This window comes from Stappia sp. 28M-7, from assembly GCF_014252955.1.
Lineage (GTDB): Bacteria > Pseudomonadota > Alphaproteobacteria > Rhizobiales > Stappiaceae > Stappia.
Map to the genome: position 1 here is coordinate 335915 of NZ_JACMIA010000001.1, position 16787 is coordinate 352701.

At 67.1% G+C, this 16787-nt stretch carries 16 protein-coding genes; 7 read left to right on the plus strand and 9 right to left on the minus strand.

The window, feature by feature from the left end; genetic code table 11:
• Positions 1–2 precede the first annotated feature (2 nt).
• Positions 3–1208: an ABC transporter substrate-binding protein gene (locus tag H7H34_RS01560; protein ID WP_083206439.1), complete on the minus strand. Its 1206-nt coding sequence runs from the start codon at positions 1206–1208 to the stop codon at positions 3–5.
• A 285-nt stretch (positions 1209–1493) separates the two neighbouring features.
• Here H7H34_RS01560 and H7H34_RS01565 point away from each other — a divergent pair, with 285 nt between their 5' ends.
• The 5 genes from H7H34_RS01565 (at position 1494) to H7H34_RS01585 (ending at position 7215) form a co-directional block, all read left to right on the plus strand.
• The gene (locus tag H7H34_RS01565) at positions 1494–2423 is read left to right on the plus strand and encodes a LysR family transcriptional regulator (protein ID WP_067223540.1); all 930 of its coding nucleotides are present in this window, start codon (positions 1494–1496) and stop codon (positions 2421–2423) included.
• Positions 2424–2635: 212 nt separating this feature from the next.
• Positions 2636–4714, plus strand: coding sequence for an alpha-ketoacid dehydrogenase subunit alpha/beta (locus H7H34_RS23650; protein ID WP_371811337.1), 2079 nt, complete (start codon positions 2636–2638; stop codon positions 4712–4714).
• A gap of 3 nt (positions 4715–4717) precedes the next feature.
• Positions 4718–5980 (plus strand): dihydrolipoamide acetyltransferase family protein, encoded by a 1263-nt coding sequence (locus H7H34_RS01575; protein ID WP_185924021.1) that lies wholly within the window; start codon positions 4718–4720, stop codon positions 5978–5980.
• Between the two features lie 7 nt (positions 5981–5987).
• Positions 5988–6758: an SDR family NAD(P)-dependent oxidoreductase gene (locus H7H34_RS01580; RefSeq protein WP_185924022.1), complete on the plus strand. Its 771-nt coding sequence runs from the start codon at positions 5988–5990 to the stop codon at positions 6756–6758.
• Positions 6759–6777: 19 nt separating this feature from the next.
• On the plus strand, positions 6778–7215 hold the full coding sequence (locus H7H34_RS01585) for a VOC family protein (protein WP_185924023.1): 438 nt from the start codon (positions 6778–6780) through the stop codon (positions 7213–7215).
• Between the two features lie 111 nt (positions 7216–7326).
• Here the strand turns inward: H7H34_RS01585 and H7H34_RS01590 are convergent, their stop codons facing one another.
• Positions 7327–9012 (minus strand): methyl-accepting chemotaxis protein, encoded by a 1686-nt coding sequence (locus tag H7H34_RS01590; RefSeq protein ID WP_185924024.1) that lies wholly within the window; start codon positions 9010–9012, stop codon positions 7327–7329.
• Between the two features lie 15 nt (positions 9013–9027).
• Complete coding sequence (locus tag H7H34_RS01595) at positions 9028–9609, minus strand: hypothetical protein (RefSeq protein ID WP_245164937.1); 582 nt, start codon at positions 9607–9609, stop codon at positions 9028–9030.
• Positions 9610–10099: 490 nt separating this feature from the next.
• Between H7H34_RS01595 and H7H34_RS01600 the strand changes: the two genes are divergently transcribed.
• Complete coding sequence (locus tag H7H34_RS01600; protein WP_120270732.1) at positions 10100–10528, plus strand: Hsp20 family protein; 429 nt, start codon at positions 10100–10102, stop codon at positions 10526–10528.
• A 78-nt stretch (positions 10529–10606) separates the two neighbouring features.
• A complete protein-coding gene (locus H7H34_RS01605) occupies positions 10607–10864 on the plus strand; it encodes a BQ00720 family protein (protein ID WP_120270455.1) in 258 nt (85 codons plus the stop codon).
• Between the two features lie 118 nt (positions 10865–10982).
• Here H7H34_RS01605 and ptsN read toward each other — a convergent pair whose 3' ends face one another.
• From ptsN to lptC, 6 genes are all read right to left on the minus strand, one after another.
• A complete protein-coding gene (gene ptsN / locus H7H34_RS01610) occupies positions 10983–11447 on the minus strand; it encodes a PTS IIA-like nitrogen regulatory protein PtsN (RefSeq protein ID WP_067223557.1) in 465 nt (154 codons plus the stop codon).
• Between the two features lie 90 nt (positions 11448–11537).
• Entirely contained in the window at positions 11538–12116 is a 579-nt protein-coding gene (gene hpf, locus H7H34_RS01615) for a ribosome hibernation-promoting factor, HPF/YfiA family (protein WP_120270453.1), read from the minus strand.
• A gap of 450 nt (positions 12117–12566) precedes the next feature.
• Positions 12567–14156, minus strand: coding sequence for an RNA polymerase factor sigma-54 (gene rpoN, locus H7H34_RS01620; RefSeq protein WP_120270451.1), 1590 nt, complete (start codon positions 14154–14156; stop codon positions 12567–12569).
• Between the two features lie 220 nt (positions 14157–14376).
• Complete coding sequence (gene lptB, locus H7H34_RS01625; RefSeq protein WP_185924025.1) at positions 14377–15231, minus strand: LPS export ABC transporter ATP-binding protein; 855 nt, start codon at positions 15229–15231, stop codon at positions 14377–14379.
• A 100-nt stretch (positions 15232–15331) separates the two neighbouring features.
• Entirely contained in the window at positions 15332–15913 is a 582-nt protein-coding gene (gene lptA / locus H7H34_RS01630; RefSeq protein ID WP_120270447.1) for a lipopolysaccharide transport periplasmic protein LptA, read from the minus strand.
• Positions 15910–16620, minus strand: a complete 711-nt coding sequence (gene lptC, locus H7H34_RS01635) for an LPS export ABC transporter periplasmic protein LptC (protein ID WP_199681493.1) — start codon at positions 16618–16620, stop codon at positions 15910–15912. Before lptC ends, lptA begins: the two co-directional genes overlap by 4 nt.
• Positions 16621–16787: the final 167 nt, after the last annotated feature.

The following is a 16787-nucleotide window of genomic DNA, read 5'->3' on the forward strand; positions in this document are numbered from 1 at the left end:
GCTCAGCCCTTGTTGACCAGCGAGCACTTGCTCTGGTCGAGCGGCAGGAAGGCTTCCTCCGCCGGGATGGTCTCGAGCACCTTCAGGTAGTCCCAGTCGTACTGCGACTCTTCTGGCGTCTTGACCTGCACCAGATACATGTCGTGCACCATCATGCCGTCTTCGCGGATCTTGCCGTTCTCGGCGAACATGTCGTTGATCGGCATTTCGCGCATCTTGGCGAGCACCGTCTTGGCATCGGTGGTGCCGGCCGCCTCGACCGCGCGCAGATAGTGCAGCGTGCCGGAATAGTCGCCGGCATTGACCATGTTCGGCATCTTGCCGACACGCTCATAGAAGCGCTTGGACCACTCGCGGGTCTGCTCGGTGCGATCCCAGTAGAAGCCGTCGGCGAAGAGCAGGCCGGACGCCTGGTCGAGGCCGAGGCCGTGGATCTCGTTGATCAGCAGGGTGAAGGCCACCATCTGCTGGTCGCCGCCGAGGCCGAATTCCTTCAGCGCGCGGATGCTGTTGGTGGTGTCGGACGAGGAGTTCGACAGGCCGATCGCCTGGGCGCCGGACGAAATCGCCTGCAGGGCGTAGGACGAGAAGTCGCTGGCCATGAAGGCGGGATGCTTGACGCTGCCGGACAGCGTGCCGCCGGACGACTCGATGGCGCCGGTCACCGCCGCCTCGACCGACAGGCCGTAGGCGAAGTCGGAGACGATCAGGTACCAGTTGTTGACGCCGTTCGCCGCCAGCGCCTTCACCGGCGAGTTGGCGAGCGAGTAGGAATTGAAGGCAAAGTGGACGGCATTGGGCGAGCAGGCATCGCCCGTGATGCGGTCGGAACCGGCGCCGGTCACCACGACCACCTTGTCCTTGGACTGGGCGATCTCCATCACGCCGAGCGCGGCGGCCGAGTTCGACAGGTTGATCACCATGTCGGTGCCGCTGTCGAACGCCTCGCGCGCCTTGGTGACGGCGATGTCCGGCTTGTTCTGGTGGTCGATGAAGTCGGCGTGGATCGGCTTGCCGTTCAGCGTGCCGCCGAAGTCCTCGATCGCCATCTTCACCGCTTCGATGGCGCCCTGGCCGCCGTAGTCGGCGGTCGCGCCGGCCAGATCGGTCATCAGGGCGATCTTGACCTGGTCCTCGTCCGCGAGGGCAGGCATCGTCAGCACAGTGCTCGCCATCAGGGCGAACATGCGGCCATAAACCTTATTCATCGTGTTTCCTCCCGTTTCAGGCTCGCGAGCATGCAGGCGCATCGGCTGGTCCGGCGGGAAGTCCTCGGCTCCCTGCCGCCCTTGAGCGGATTGCCTTGTGTCGCGAGGGGGTGCGCAGATGCTCCCGAAACTTGCGCTTTGGCTTGGGCGGGGTGTCGCGGGTGCGACCCCAGCCGTTGCCCGACGAACGCTAGGGATGCGCAAGGCATGTGTAAAATAGATAATTGACATGCAAACCATAATTAAAAGACATTTCACGCCGACGGCACGCGGGGAGGCAAGGCGATGAAAATCCGGCAACTCGAGTATTTCATGCATGTGGTGAACACGCTGAACATCACCCATGCGGCAGAGCGGGCGAATGTCTCGCAGCCGGCTCTCAGTCGCCAGGTGCAGCTGCTGGAGGAGGAACTGGGCACCCGGCTCGTCGACCGCCGGCCGCGCGGCGTGGCGCTGACCCCGGCCGGCCAGCGGCTCGCCGATCATGTGCGCGCCCTGATGCAGAATGTCGAGCTTATTAAGGAAGACATCATTGCGGCGGAGACCATGCCGGCGGGCTCCTTGCGCATTTCCTCCGCCTATTCCCTGCGCGGGCTGCTGATCGCCGATGTGGTCGCCGAATTCCACCGCCTCTACCCGCAGGTCAATCTGGAGATCCACGAGGGCGTGTCGATCAACGTGCGCGAGGAGCTGGTCACGCGCCATGTCGACCTTGCCATCTATTCCGATCATGGCGCCTCGCGCGGGCTCAACCGGCAGGCGCTGTGCTCCGAAGGGCTGGTGCTGCTCGCGTCGCCTGCGGCGGGCCTGCGCATGGATGCGCCGGTGCCCAGCACCTCGCTGGTCGGGCTCGATCTGGTGCTGACCCCCTCGCCAAACGGCCTGCGCCGGGTGGTGGAGGACCTGTTGCCGCCGTCGGCCACCTTGCGCAATCCGCCGGTGATCGTGGAGACCAACTCGATCATCGTCGATCTGGTCTCGCGCGGCGGTCTGCACAGCATCCTGCCCTATAGCGCCTGCCATCAGGCCTATACGCGGGGCGAGATTTCCATCGCCCCGGTTGCCGGCGTCACCTGGCCTTGGGTCATCGCGACCTCGCGCGACCGGCCGCGCACCGCTGCCATGCGGGTCTTCACCGATCTTCTGCTCGGCCATGCCCGCCGGCTGGCGGCGGACGGGGTCTGGATCACCGCCGAGTTGCCCCCGGAGGACTGACTTCGCGCAAAACGCGAGGATTTCTGCGGACTGACCCCGCGTCGGCGGCCATTGGGCATAGATTAAACTGATCTTGAATTCACAGACATAACATCAGGTTATTCCAGACATATGCGCATTGATTTTGTCCTGTGCGCGCGAACATGCTTGCTTTCCCCGGAAAAGGCCGCATCCCGCGGGTGCCGGCCTGCCAATCCCGGGAGGAAAAATCCGTGGCAACAAACGCCCGTTCGGCCGCCGGCGGCAGCCTGACCCTGCCTGTCGGCAAGAACACGCCCAAGCGCCTCAATCGCAACGTTCCCGAGCCGACCCGCGACGACATGCTGGCGCTCGCCCGCACGATGTTGCGGATCCGCCGCTTCGAGACGCGCACCGAGGAACTGTTCAAGACCGGCGTCATCAAGGGCACCGCGCATTCCTCGGCTGGGCAGGAGGCGATTGCCGCCGGTGCCTGCCTGCCGCTGCGCCGCAGCGACTTCATCACCACCCATCACCGCGGCCACGGCCACTGCATCGCCAAGGGCGCCGACATCGACGGCATGATGGCGGAGCTGTGCGGCAAGCTCGGCGGCATCTGCGGGGGCATCGGCGGCTCGATGCATGTCGCCGATGTGGAGCTGAACATCCTCGGCGCCAACGGCATCGTCGGCGCCTCGATGGGGCTCGGCGTCGGTGCGGCGCTCGCCGCCAAGCAGCGCGGCTCGGACGACGCGGGCATCGCCTTCTTCGGCGACGGCGGCTCGAACGAGGGCATATTCCACGAAGCGCTCAACCTGGCGGCCCTGTGGAAGCTGCCAATCGTCTTCTTCTGCGAGAACAATCTCTACGGCATGTCGACGCCCTTCGAGCAGGCGACGGCCGGCGGATCGGTGGCGGCGCGCGCCGCGGCCTACGGCATTCCCGGCGAGCGGATCGACGGCAACGACCCGGTCGAGGTCTATGCGGCGGTGTCCGAGGCCCTGGCCCGGGCGCGCGCCGGCGAGGGGCCGACCCTGATCGAGGGTCTGACCTATCGCCACGGCGACCATTCGGTGCGCGGCAACCTGCTCGGCTACCGGACCGACGACGAGATCCGCAAGTGGCTGGACGAGGACCCGCTGACCCGGTTGGCTCGCCGCCTTGCCGAGGACTGGGACGTCGATGCGCAGGAATTCGCCGCGCTCGAGGCCGAGGCGTCCGAGGAGATCGAAACGGCGATCACCAAGGCCGAGACCCTGCCCGAGCCCGAACTGCCGATGCTGTTCGACAAGGTGCTGGCGCCGCGCCGCACCCCCCCGGCACCGCCCGCGCCGGGTTCGCGCGCGATCACCTATACCGAGGCGGTGCGCGAGGCGATTGCCCAGTCCATCGAGGGCGACGACACTGTGTTCCTGATGGGCGAGGACGTCGGCCCGGTCGGCGGCACCTTCGGCGTCACCCGCGGCCTGTTCGACAAGTTCGGCCCCGACCGCATCATGAACACGCCGATCTCGGAAGGCGTGATCTCGGGCGCGGCCGTCGGTGCGGCGCTGTCCGGTCGCCGGCCCATCGCCGAGATCCAGATCTTCGATTTCGTCACCTTCATGATGGACCCCATCGTCAACCAGGCCGCCAAGCTGCGCTTCATGCTCGGCGGCAAGGCCTCGGTGCCGGTGGTGTTCCGCGGTCCCCAGGGCGGCGGCATCCGCCTTGCGGCCCAGCACTCGCAGTCGCTGGAAGCCTGGTTCGCCCACATTCCCGGCCTCACCGTGCTGGCGCCGTCCACGCCCTATGACGCCAAGGGCCTCCTGATGGCGGCGATCCGCGACGACAACCCGGTCGTCTTCCTGGAGCACAAGCTGCTCTATCTCGGCGGGGCGGCTCCGGTGCCGGAAGCGCCTTACGAGATCGAGATCGGCAAGGCCGACATCAAGCGCGAGGGCACGGACGTGACCGTGATCGCGACGCTGGCGATGGTCGAGCGCGCCCTGACGGCGGCCGAGACGCTGGCCCGCGAGGGCATCAGCGTCGAAGTCATCGACCCGCGCAGCCTGCGCCCGCTCGACATGGACTGCTTCGTGCGCTCGGTAAAGAAGACCAGCCGCTGCCTCGTCGTGCACGAGGCCTGGCGCACCGGCGGCCTCGGCGCGGAAATCGCCGCGCAGATCACCGAGGAGGCCTTCGACTGGCTCGATGCCCCGGTGGAGCGCATGGGCTCCGCCGAGGTGCCGATGCCCTATAACGACCGGCTCGAGCGCGAGGTGATGCCGAGTGCTGCCGGCATCGCCGAAACGGTGCGCCGCATGTGCCACCGCGATCTTGCGGGGGCCTGAGCCATGAGCATCAACATCCTGATGCCGGCCATCTCGCCCTCGATGACCTCGGGCAAGCTGGTGCGCTGGCACGTCGAACCCGGCACCCGGGTGCGGCAGGGCGACATTCTCGCCGAGCTGGAGACCGACAAGGCGGCGATGGACATCGAGGCGCCGGCCGACGGCGTGCTCGAGACGATCCTCGTGCCGGGCGGCACAGCCGACGTGCCGGTGGAGACCCCGATCGGGATCCTCGCCAGCGGCGCAGTCGAACCGGCAGTCGAACCGGCTCAGGCGCCTGCGCCCGTTGTTGCCCCTGCGCCTGCAGCCGTTGCGGAGCCCGTTCCGGCTCCGGCCCCGGCCGTGGCGGCTGCTCCGGCCGTCGACCCGGATGCGCCGCCCTTGCGGATCTCGCCGCTGGCCCGCCGTCTGGCGCGCGAGATGGGCGTGGAGACGCAAGGCCTGCGCGGAACCGGCCCGAAGGGCAGGATCCTCGCCGCCGACATCCGCGAGGCGGCCGAGCGGCCCGCACCGGCACCCGTTCCGGCTCCCGCTATTGCGCCTGTTGCCGCTCCCGCGCCGCAGGCGGTCCCTGCCGGCGAGGTGGAGCCGCACACGGCGATGCGCCGGACCATCGCCCAGCGGCTGGTCGAGGCCAAGCAGACCGTTCCGCACTTCTATCTGGAGGTCCGCTGTGAGGCCGATGCCCTGCTGGCGCTGCGCAAGGAGCTGAACGCTGCGCTTTCGGCCTCCGGCTCGGATGCCAGGCTGACGGTCAACGACCTGGTGATGAAGGCCTATGCGCTCGCCATCGCCCGCACGCCCGATGCCATGGTTACCTGGAGCGAGGCGGGTCTCGTACGTCACGGCAGCGTCGACATCGGCCTTGCCGTGGCGCTCGAGGGCGGGCTGATCACGCCGATCTTGCGCGACGCCGCCCGGCTGTCGCCCGGCGCCCTGTCGCAGGCCGCGCGCGATGCCATCGCCCGTGCCCGTGCCGGCCGGCTGATGCCGGAGGAGTATTCCGGCGGTCTTGCCGGCCTCTCCAACCTCGGCATGTACGGCGTCAGTGCGTTCTCGGCGATCATCAATCCGCCGCAGAGCATGAACCTTGCGGTCGGCACCACCGAGACCGAGCTGGCGCTGCGCGACGGCCAGGCGGTCGAGGTACAGCGCTTGCGGCTGACCCTGTCGGTCGACCACCGCGCCATCGACGGGGCGGTCGGGGCGCAGCTCTTGCAGCAGCTCAAGACCCTGATCGAGACGCCCCTGCTGCTGGCCTCGTGAGATGGCGATGCTGGAGGAGCTGTTCGACCTCACCGGCCGCGTCGCGCTGATCACCGGCGGGGCGCGCGGCATCGGGCTGGAAAGCGCGCGGCTGCTTGCCGGTGCGGGCGCCGCCGTGGCGCTCGTCGACCGGGACGGGGAGGCGCTGGAGGCGGCCGTGGCCGGCCTTCGGGCCGGCGGGGGGCGCTGTCTTGCCGTCACCGCCGACATTGCCGAGCCGGCGCGCCTGCCGGCCGTGGTCGGGGAGGTGTCGGACTGGGCCGGTGCGCCGGATATCCTGGTCAACAATGCAGCGCTGGTGCAGCGCGTGCCGGCGACCGAGCTGACGCCCGACATGTGGCGGCAGGCGATGGCGGTCAACCTGGATGCCGCGTTCGAGCTGAGCCGTCTCGTCCAGCCCGGCATGGCCGTGAAGGGCGGCGGGGCCATCGTCAACATCGCCTCGATCATGGCGCTGTCGGGCGGGGGCTTCTATCCCATCGCCTCCTACCACGCGTCCAAGGGCGCGATGGTCAACCTGACCCGCGGGCTGGCGATGGAGTGGGGTCCGCTCGGCATCCGCGTCAATGCGGTCGCGCCGACCTGGATCCGCACCGACTTCAACCGGGCGTTCCTCGACCAGCCGGGCGTTTCCGAACCGCTGCTTGCGTCCATGCCGCTCGGCCGTTTCGCCACCCTGCGTGACGCGGCCGCGGCCGTGCTTTATCTGTGCGCCCCGGCGGCGGCCATGGTCACCGGCCATGTGCTGCCCGTCGACGGCGGCTATCTCGCCCACTGACGACATTATGGGAGGATCCATGTCCGTCACGCAAAACCACACCGGCATCACGGTGGCCGACCTCGACCGTTCCGAGGCGATGTTCCGCGATCTCTTCGGCTTCGAGACGATCTCGCGCGCGCCGCGCGACCCAGGCACCATCTCGCGGGTGATCGGCGTCGACGGCTGCCAGGTGGAGATCGCCTATATGCGCAACGGCACGGCGACGGTGGAGCTGCTGTGCTACTCGGCACCGCAAGAGCGCGGCGACTTCCGCCCGCGTCCCTGCGATCTCGGCTCCCTGCATCTCGGCTTCGATGTCGACGACATGGACGAGATGCTGAAGCGCTGCGCCGAGTGGTCGCTGGATCTTCTCGGCGATGTGGTGGTGGTCAGCGCCGGCCCGAACAAGGGCAAGCGCATCGCCTATCTGCGCAATCCCGGCGACGGTGTCGTGCTGGAGCTGATCGAGCGCTAAGCCGCCGCCGACTTGGATTGTCCTGCGTCCGGTGCCCGGCCGGGCGCAGGATGCACGAACGCCCGCGAGGAACCTCCTCGCGGGCGTTCGGTGTTTTGTCGATGCGTCCGGTCAGGCCGCGCGGATGGTCGAGAGGAACTCGTTCATCGCCGTCTGCATCCGGCTGGAGCGGTCGTGCAGGTCGCGGATGGACTCGCGCATCTCGTTGCTGAGCGTGCCGGTGTGGTTGGCCTGCTCGCTGACCTCGATGATCGAGCCGCTGACGCTGCGCGTGCCCTGCGCCGCCTCGGCGACATTGCGGGCGATCTCGTTGGTCGCCGCGTTCTGCTGCTCCGTCGCGGCCGCCATCGCCGAGGTGCGTTGACGGATGGTCTGGACCATCTCGGCAACGGAACCGGTGGCGACGATGGAATCGTCGGCCGCATGGCGCATCTCGGAAATCTGCGTGTCGATCTCCTCGGTCGCCTTGGCGGTCTGCTCGGCCAGCGCCTTGACCTCGGAGGCGACGACGGCGAAGCCGCGTCCCGCCTCGCCGGCGCGTGCCGCCTCGATAGTGGCGTTGAGCGCCAGCAGGTTGGTCTGCTCGGCAATGTCGGTGATCAGCTTCGTCACGTCGCCGATCCGCGCCACCACCTGCTGCAGCTTGCTCACCGCCTGGTTGGACCGCTCGACCTCGGTGGAGGCCTCTGTCACCACCTTGGAGGAGGCATGCACCTGCTCGTTGATCTCGGCGATGGAGGCGGACAGCTCCTCGGTGGCGCTGGCGACGGTGTTGACGTTCTCGGTCGCCTGCTGCGAGGCGGAGGAGACCGACAGCGCCTGGCGCGTCGTGCCCTCGGCGATATCGGCCAGCGCGCCGGCCGTGCCGTTCAGCGTTTCCAGCCCGCCGATCATCTCGCGGGTGATGGTCATCACCGTTTCCTCGAAGTTCGCCGCAACGCGCTCCATCTCGATGCGCCGGCGCTCGGCTGCGTCGAGGCGGGCCTGCTCGGTCTCTTCCTCCAGCTCGCGGGTGCGGATCAGGTTGGCACGGAACACGCCGAGCGCATTGCCCATGCGGCCGATCTCGTCGGCACGGTTGCCGAGGTCGATTTCCTCGTTCGTGTCGCCGTCGGCGAGCTTGCGCACCACGTCGGCGAGCCTTGCGAGCGGCCGCGAGACGATGGCGAAGTTCAGGTAGCCGAGAATGGCGGCAAAGAGCGTGATGAGAACGCCGCTGCCGAGCGCGATCATCTGGGCGGAGGCAAGCTCTGCCCGCTGCTGTGCCAGCAGGGCGGTTTCGCGGTTCTGCAAGGTGGCCTGGAGCTCGGTCACGCCGTCGAACGTCGCATTGAGCAGGCCGGCACCGGTTGGCGTCAGCTCCATGGCACGGGCGAGATCGACCGTTTCGGGTACCCGCATCAGGCGGATCTGCTCGCTGGCGAAGTCAGTGTGCCAGCCGTTCCAGGCGGTGCGGATCGTGTCGGCCTGGCCGGCAAGCGAGCCGTCGAGCGAGGCAAGGCTCGCCTTCAGTTCGTCGATCCGGCCGGAAATGGCCGTGGTCTGGCTCTCGACCTTGCCGACCCAGTCCCGGTTGCCGGTCAGCAGGAAGTTCTTCACCCACAAGGCCTGTTCCAGAACGGCCTCGCGCAGTTCGTCGGCATCGCGCGAGATCGCCGTTACCTGTTCGGCCTGGGTGACCGCATCGGCGGCAGAGATGGTCTTGGACCAGGTGATGGCACCGCCGACGGCGCCGATCAGTGCCAGACACGAGAAGGCGATTGCGCCCTTGGTGGAAACCGAAAGCTTGGCGAGCATGATGTCAGTCCCGGCTTAGCTGGCAGGAGCCGCGCGGCGCGCGAGCTCGGTAAGGTTGAGCTCGACGGTGGCAGCGCCGATCGGCTTGGAGGTTTCGTCGGCGATCGTCAGGTTGAGCTGGGCGACCCAGATCTTGCGATCGCCATCCCACTCTGGCTCGTCGAGGAACACGGCATTGGCGCCATTGGGGAAGGTCTTCTGGAACTTCGCCTCGTCGCCCTGCCAGTAGTCGCCGGTGATAGAGCTCTGCCCGACATTGAGGCCGTTGGCATCCATCACGAAGATCTCGGTATAGAGCCCGAGGGTCTTGGCCTGGACGCGGAGCAGGTAGATGGACAGGGGCGCGGACAGCGTCGCCGAGATCAGCGGCTTGTCGTTGCTCTCGCGCTCGGCCACCCACTGCTGGTCCAGCGCGTCGATTTCCGCCTGGCTGAGATTGCCGCGCAGCTCGTTCTGCGCGTTGATCGACAGCGCCACGATCGGGTTGGCGAGCCATTCGCGGGTCTGGGCGATGAATGCATCGTCGACCAGTGCCTTGATGTCGGGTACCGGCGGCTCGGCCGCCGCCTGTCCGCTCAGCACGAGGGACGACAACAAGAAAATTCCCGCAAGGCGTCGCATTTGGAAGGCTCCTGTCCACAATCGGATCGATTGAGGCTTCCTCTCTCCGGGTTAAAGGAACCTTTAGGTGGGGAAATATAATTTTTGTGCAATGAGAACAAATAGTTGGCAGGTTGCTGGCAAAAATTTGTGCAATTCAGGAGTTGTGGAGCTTTGCCAGATTTGACCTTGGGACAGTTCTCAGGTCTTCCACAGGCCCGAGCTTGCGGGAGAAAAGCAACCGCGATCACCTTAGCAAGTATCGGTCCAATCCCCCGGCAGGAGGGGGCTGAACGGTCCCGCCGAGGCCCTTGCCGAAGCCCTTTCTTGAACTCCACAGCCGCTCTCGCCATATATGACGAGACGGAACGCGTGTGTTCCGGCCGGATGCCGTCAGGGTCCGGCGTGTTGGACGCTCCGGTCTGGCCGGTCAGCCGGCGGACGGATCGTTTGGAATTGGGCCGCTTTGCAAAAGGGCTTGAAGCATATGACGCGTATGTCTGCGTTTTCCTCTCCCCTGCTTCTGGGTTTCGAGGATCTGGAACGGATGCTCGACAGGGTCAGCAAGGGCGCGAATGACGGCTACCCGCCGTACAATATCGAGCGCCTGCCCAAGACCGAGACGCGTGGCGAGATCATCCGCATCACCCTGGCGGTCGCCGGCTTTACCCGGGACCAGCTCGACGTCAGCGTCGAGGAAAGCCAGCTCGTGATCCGCGGACGCCAGGAAGACGACAAGACGCGGCAGTTTCTGCATCGCGGCATCGCGGCCCGGCAGTTCCAAAGGGCCTTCGTTCTTGCTGAAGGGATCGAGATCCTGGGCGCGGAACTGAAGGACGGCCTGCTTTCCATCGATCTCATCCGCCCGGAACCCGAGCGTATCGTGCGCCGTATCGAGATCGACGCGCGGGACTAACCCCGCAACCGATCCCGACGATGCACGGACCGGAGCGGTGGTGCGGCGCATTGCCGGCCACGCGAAAGGAGCGATGCCATGACGTGTGACGAACAGACTTTCACCATGAAGCCCGGCGAATTCCAGGCTCTCGGCACGGGAGAGATCGCCTATGTGAAGGCGATGACCTCCGACGACCTGACCACGCTGTTTCCGCAGGCGCCGCGCATGCGCCCGGGGCTGAACCTGTGGGTTCTGCTCAACGCGGACGGAACGCCGATCATGCTGTCCGACAGCCGCGAGACGGCGCTGGCCAATGCGGCCGAGCACCAGCTCCACACGGTGGCGCTGCACTGACGAGGGGCGCATCCCGGATCTTCCGAGCCCATCCCTCAACGACATGAAAAAGGCCCCGGCTCCATCGCGGAACCGGGGCCTTTTTCATGTCCGGGCGTCAGCTGCGCGCTCCTGGCCCTCAGGCCGCGTTGGAGGCGACCGGCTGGGTCAGGATGGAATAGAGCGCGTCGGCATCGCTGGTGGCGCGCAGCTTGGCGACCGTACCGGGGTCGCGCATGCGCCGGGCAATGCGGGCGAGTGCCTTGAGGTGATCTGCGCCGGCACCTTCCGGCGCGAGCAGGACGAACACAAGATCGACCGGCTGGTCGTCCAGCGCATCGAAATCGATGGGACGCTCCAGACGGGCAAACAGGCCGACAAGCTTGTCCAGGCGGACGAGCTTGCCATGGGGAATGGCGATGCCGTTGCCCACCCCGGTGGAACCGAGGCGTTCGCGCTGCAACAGCGTATCGAAGACATCCCGTTCGGGCAGGCCGGTGACGGCCGCGGCCTTGGCGGCGAGTTCCTGGAGCGCTTGCTTCTTGCTGTTCGCTTTCAGGCTCGGAACGATCGCTTTCGATGTGATGAGATCGTTGAGATCCATAAGGCGACTCTTGGTTCGAGAAACGGAAAGCAACCGGCGCGCCGCCGCATCCCGCTGAGGGGATGCGGCGGGCCGGATTGCGTTGATGGTCTATCGGGCTGCGTTGTCCGGGTCGATCCACCCGTAATTGCCGTCCTTGCGGCGGTAGACGACGTTCACCGTCCCGCTGCCGGCATTGCGGAACACCACCACGGGTGCTTCCGCCAGATCGAGCTGCATCACCGCCATGCCGACGGTCATGGTCTTCACCTTGGCGGCGGTCTCTGCGATCACCAGCGGGGTGAAGTCGGCCGGGACCTCTTCGTCCTCCTCAACGGAAGCAAGGACATAGGAGGTCGCCTCGAACACCTCGCGCCCGTTGGCCGCGCCATTGGCGTGATGATCCTTGAGCTTGCGCTTGTAGCGGCGCAGGCGCTTTTCGATCCGCTCTGCGGCGGCATCGAAGCTTTGGCGCGGGTCCTGGCTGTCGCCCGACACCTGCAGGTCAATGCCGGTGTCGAGGTGGAGGAGGCATTCGGAGCGGAAACCGGATCCTTCGCGCCCGACCGTCACGTGGCCGGTATAGCCGCCGTCGAAATATTTCGAGATGGCTTCAGCGACGCGATCCTCGATATGCGTCCGCAAAGCATCGCCGACATCGACGTTCTTTCCCGATATCCGCAGTGTCATGAGAACCTCTTCTTGTTTTGGTCGTACCGACCCATGCCTGATTATGGCGTGATTCCCGCCAGTTTCATCATGGGCGACCCCACTGTGACAAACCGGGCTCCGAATTGATATCCGCAACCCGACCTATTGCATCCCGGTTCGGGGTCTTGCCTGCAGCACGGCGCCTTCCGGCGGTTCGTCTGCCGGCCGCCTCTCGCGCCCGGATCGCGTCCAAGACGCTGTCCTTGCGCGCGATACGACCATGCGGGCCGTTTCCGGCACGCATGAGCGCGGGTCTATAAGCGTGCGGCTGCGTGAAGTCAAATGGAGTCCGGCTCACGGCATTGCGGCAGTGGCCGGCCCGGAGGCCGATGGCCTCACCAAGTGCCTGAAGAAACAAGGGTTTCATTGCCACCCTGCCTTTCCCTGCCGCCCCGGCCCGACGCCGCGGCTGCGGCGTGCGCGCTGGTTTCAGCCCCTGCCTGCCTTCTTCTCCCTCCGTCTCTGGACGGAGGAGGCGATGCGCAGGGACTCCCGGTATTTTGCAACCGTTCTGCGGGCAATGTCGATCCCCTCGTCCTTCAACATTTTGACGATCGTGTCATCGGAGAGGATGTCGTCGGGGTTTTCCGCGTCGATCAGCACCTTGATGCGGTGCCGCACCGCTTCGGCGGAATGGGCATCGCCTCCGCCGGCGGAGGCGATGGCGGCGGAAAAGAAGTATTTCAGCTCGAAGATGCCGCGCGGCGTTGCCATGTACTTGTTCGAGGTCACCCGGCTGACGGTGGACTCGTGCATCGAGATCGCCTCGGCGATGGTCCGCAGGTTCAGCGGCCGCAGATGCTGGACGCCGTGCACCAGGAAGGCGTCCTGCTGGCGGACGATCTCGCTCGCCACCTTCAGGATCGTGCGCGCCCGCTGGTCGAGGCTCTTGGCCAGCCAGTTGGCGGTCTGCAGGCATTCGGTGAGGAAGGTCTTTTCCGCCTCGTCGCGCGCCTGCCGGCTGATATGGGCGTAATAGGTCTGGTTGACCAGCACCTTGGGCAAGGTGTCGGTGTTCAGCTCCACCGACCAGCCGCCGTCGCGCGCCCGGCGCACGATCACGTCCGGCACCACCGGCTGGATCAGCGTTTCGCCGAAGGAGCTGCCCGGCTTGGGGTCGAGCGCCTTCAGTTCGGCGATCATCTCCTTCAGGTCCTCGTCGTCGACGCCGCAGACCTGGCGCAGCGCCGCATGGTCGTGGCGCGCCAGCAGGTCGATGTTCTCGATCAGCTTTTCCATCGCCGGGTCGAAGCGGTTCTTCTCGATCAGCTGCAGCTTGAGGCATTCGGCGAGCGAGCGGGCGAAGACGCCGGTGGGCTCCAGCGTCTGCAGCACGGTCAGGATGCCGTCGAGCCGTGCCCGCTCGATGCCCATCTTCTCGGCCGTGTCATCGAGGTCGAGGCGCAGGTAGCCGGCGTCGTCCAGATTGTCGATCAGCACCTGGGCGACGAGACGCTCCACCGGATCGGCGATGGCCAGCACCATCTGGTCGCCGAGATGCTGCTGCAGCGACACGTCGGAGGCGACGAAGGCCTCCAGATTGTAATCCTCCGAGGCGCCGCCCGAGCCGGTGCGCGTCGTCAGGCCGGTCTGCCAGGGGTCGCGCTGCTGCGCGTCGCCCGCACCCGCCTCCGCCCGGCCGGTGCCGGGATCGTCGGGATAGATGTTGCTGAGATCGGTGTCGAGGCGCTGGGCGATGTCGCGGGAACTGTCGGACAGCTCCGAGCTCAGCCAGACGTCGCCGTCGCCCTCGCCGCTGCCCTCGTTGCCGCCCTCGTTGCCGGAAGAGGGGGCCTCGCCCGCCTCGCGTTCGCCCGCTCCCTCGCTGCTGCCTTCGCCCTCGCCGGGGCCGCCCTCGCCGTCGGCGCGCTCCAGCAGCGGGTTGCGCTCCATTTCCGCTTCGACATAGCTCGTCAGGTCGAGCGACGACATCTGCAGCAGCTTGATCGCCTGCATCAGCTGCGGCGTCATGATCAGGGTCTGGCCCTGGCGGATCTCGAGCTTCGGCGATAGCGCCATGAAGGCTCCCGGACTGCTGCGGGGCGTTTCGATGCAAAGGTCTGCGGCCGTTCCAGGCGCGCGCCTGCACGGTTGCAGCGGCGGACATGCCCCCGTCCGCCGGCTCCCCGGACCCTGCCTGCCGCGCGCGCGATGTCTGCCGCGCATGCGGGCACGCGTCGCACCTGCCCCCGGCGCGATTGGTCCGCTTCTTGCTTTGTAGCCTAAGGGAGTTTTCGCATCAAAGCGTAAACTGCTCGCCGAGATAGAGCCGGCGCACGTCCGGGTTGGCGACGATCTCGAAGGGCGAGCCTTCCGTCAGCACTTCGCCGGCCGCGATGATATAGGCCCGGTCGATGAGGCCGAGCGTCTCGCGCACGTTGTGATCGGTGATCAGGACGCCGATGCCGCGATGGGTGAGATGGCGCACCAACTGCTGGATGTCGCCGACGGCGATCGGGTCGATGCCGGCAAAGGGCTCGTCGAGCAGCATGAAGGTCGGGCGGCTGGCCAGCGCCCGGGCGATCTCGACGCGCCGCCGCTCGCCGCCCGAAAGGGCGATGGCGGGAGAGTCGCGCAGATGCGTGACGCCGAATTCCTCCAGCAGCGACTCCAGATCGTGCTGGCGCTGCTTGCGGTCCGGCTCCACCACCTCCAGCACGGCGCGGATGTTGTCCTCTACCGACAGGCCGCGGAAGATCGAGGCCTCCTGCGGCAGATAGCCGATGCCGAGCCGCGCGCGCCGATACATCGGCAGGCGGGTGATGTCGAAGCCGTCGAGGCGGATGGTGCCGTGGTCGGGCTGGATCAGCCCGGTGATCATGTAGAAGCAGGTGGTCTTGCCCGCGCCGTTGGGGCCGAGCAGGCCGACCGCCTCGCCGCGCTGGACCATCAGGCTGACATGGCGAACCACCTGGCGCCGCTTGTAGCTCTTGCCGATGCCGTCGACGACGAGCAGCCCGTCCTCGCTCGCCGGATCGTACGGCTGTGCGGCCTCGTCGGTCCGGTCCTGCGTGCCCTGGCGGAAGATGGAGAGGATTTTCAAGGGGTCGGTCCAGGTCTGCGTGGCGCGGGCCCTCGTGGACCGCCTCGTCATTCTCGTCTTGCTGCTGCCTATTTGCATGAAAGGCGGCCGCCGTTCAATCCGCTGCGCGGCCGAGGCCCCGCACGAACGGCCGGCGGAGCGCCCGCCCGCGTCAGTTCTGCGGCGTGGTCTCGCGCAGCGAGTTCGGCTGGATCAGCACCTTGACCCGGCCCGTGTTCTTCGCTTCCAGGTCCGCCTTGCCGGTCTTCAGGTTGACCGTCAGCTTGTTGCCGACCACCACGTTCGGCCCCTGCGACAGCACCACCTCGCCGCCGGTCATCACCATCAGCTGCCGGTTCATGTCGAAGGTGGCGCGCTCGCCGGTCGCCGTCTGGTCCTTGGAGGAAATGTAGACGCGCCCGCTCGCCTCCAGCTTGGAGATGCGCTGGTTGACGCCGCCGGCGGCGGAGCCGTCGTAATGCACGACCAGGCGCTGGGTCTTCAGCATCGCATCGCCCTGGGTGACGACCACATCGCCGCTGAACACCGCGCTCTGGCTCTTGTCCTGCACCTGCAGCTCGCGCGCCTCGATCTGGATCGGTTCGCGTTCGTTGGAGCCGAAGCCGGCGAAGGCGTCGGAAAAGGTCTGCGCCCCGGCGCTGCCGGCGGCGAGCGCGAGGCCGAGAAGGGCGGCCCCCGCAGCGGCCGCGAGGCGGGCGGAAAGGGCGGGCAGGCTGTGCCGCGATGGGATCATGGAGCTTTCTCCGCGTTCGGCGGCATCACCGTCATGGAGATGCCGTCGGTGAAGGTCAGTGTACCCGCGTCCTGGTCGAAACGCATCCGTCCGGCGGTCAGCGAGCCGAAGGAGGAGGTGAGCAGCGTCTTTTCCTCGCTGCGCAGATGGCCGGTCTTCAGGTTGGCGTCGAGCGTGCCGAACCGTGCCGTCTCGCCGCCATTGGTGGTGACATCGACGCCATCGGCGAGCCTCAAGGTTTCCTCGAAGCTGTTATACGTGCCGCGTGCGGCGACAATGCGGACCTGCTGGTCGGCCGACAGGCGCAGGTCGGCGACGATCCGTTCCAGGTCGATGATGCGCGGGTCGCTGATGCGCTGGATCGCCCGGCTCGCCGACACCTTGTAGGAGCGTTCGCCGTCGTGGCCCGACAGTTCGGGACTGTCCATCACCAGGCCGTCGGCGGTGATGGTCACGGCGCCGAAGCCGAGGCCGGAGAGATAGTTGCTGACGGCGATCATCGCGACGATGGCCAGCATCAGCAGGACGCCGAGCCCGGGCACCAGCACGCGCAGGCCGCGCACGTGGCGGCTGTGCCGGCGCGACGCCTTGCGCGCGGCATCGCGGCGGGCTGCCTCGCGTGCGGGATCGTACGCGCCCGCATCTTCGGGCCCGCCGAGATCCTGCCCGTCGAAGGCGGGCTGCAGTCTGTAGGCCTCCTGGTCCAAGCCGTATCCGTCCGTCGGTCCTGTCAGCGCCTGTCTGCCATTCGGGCAAATCCGGCAGGGGGCGCCCGTCGCCCCGTGCCTGTGGTCCTGCCCCTATATAGGCACGCCCGCGCGTGCTGTCTTCCTTCCCCGGAGCGGCGCGCCTGTCGTCCGTTCCTCGCGGGCCG

Bases quoted from the DNA above. Each gene is read 5' to 3' on its own strand.
- H7H34_RS01560 (WP_083206439.1), bottom strand. From the start codon at position 1,208: ATGAATAAGGTTTATGGCCGCATGTTCGCCCTGATGGCGAGCACTGTG.
- H7H34_RS01565 (WP_067223540.1), top strand. From the start codon at position 1,494: ATGAAAATCCGGCAACTCGAGTATTTCATGCATGTGGTGAACACGCTG.
- H7H34_RS01575 (WP_185924021.1), top strand. From the start codon at position 4,718: ATGAGCATCAACATCCTGATGCCGGCCATCTCGCCCTCGATGACCTCG.
- H7H34_RS01580 (WP_185924022.1), top strand. From the start codon at position 5,988: ATGCTGGAGGAGCTGTTCGACCTCACCGGCCGCGTCGCGCTGATCACC.
- H7H34_RS01585 (WP_185924023.1), top strand. From the start codon at position 6,778: ATGTCCGTCACGCAAAACCACACCGGCATCACGGTGGCCGACCTCGAC.
- H7H34_RS01590 (WP_185924024.1), bottom strand. From the start codon at position 9,012: ATGCTCGCCAAGCTTTCGGTTTCCACCAAGGGCGCAATCGCCTTCTCG.
- H7H34_RS01600 (WP_120270732.1), top strand. From the start codon at position 10,100: ATGACGCGTATGTCTGCGTTTTCCTCTCCCCTGCTTCTGGGTTTCGAG.
- H7H34_RS01605 (WP_120270455.1), top strand. From the start codon at position 10,607: ATGACGTGTGACGAACAGACTTTCACCATGAAGCCCGGCGAATTCCAG.
- ptsN (WP_067223557.1), bottom strand. From the start codon at position 11,447: ATGGATCTCAACGATCTCATCACATCGAAAGCGATCGTTCCGAGCCTG.
- hpf (WP_120270453.1), bottom strand. From the start codon at position 12,116: ATGACACTGCGGATATCGGGAAAGAACGTCGATGTCGGCGATGCTTTG.
- rpoN (WP_120270451.1), bottom strand. From the start codon at position 14,156: ATGGCGCTATCGCCGAAGCTCGAGATCCGCCAGGGCCAGACCCTGATC.
- lptB (WP_185924025.1), bottom strand. From the start codon at position 15,231: ATGACGAGGCGGTCCACGAGGGCCCGCGCCACGCAGACCTGGACCGAC.
- lptA (WP_120270447.1), bottom strand. From the start codon at position 15,913: ATGATCCCATCGCGGCACAGCCTGCCCGCCCTTTCCGCCCGCCTCGCG.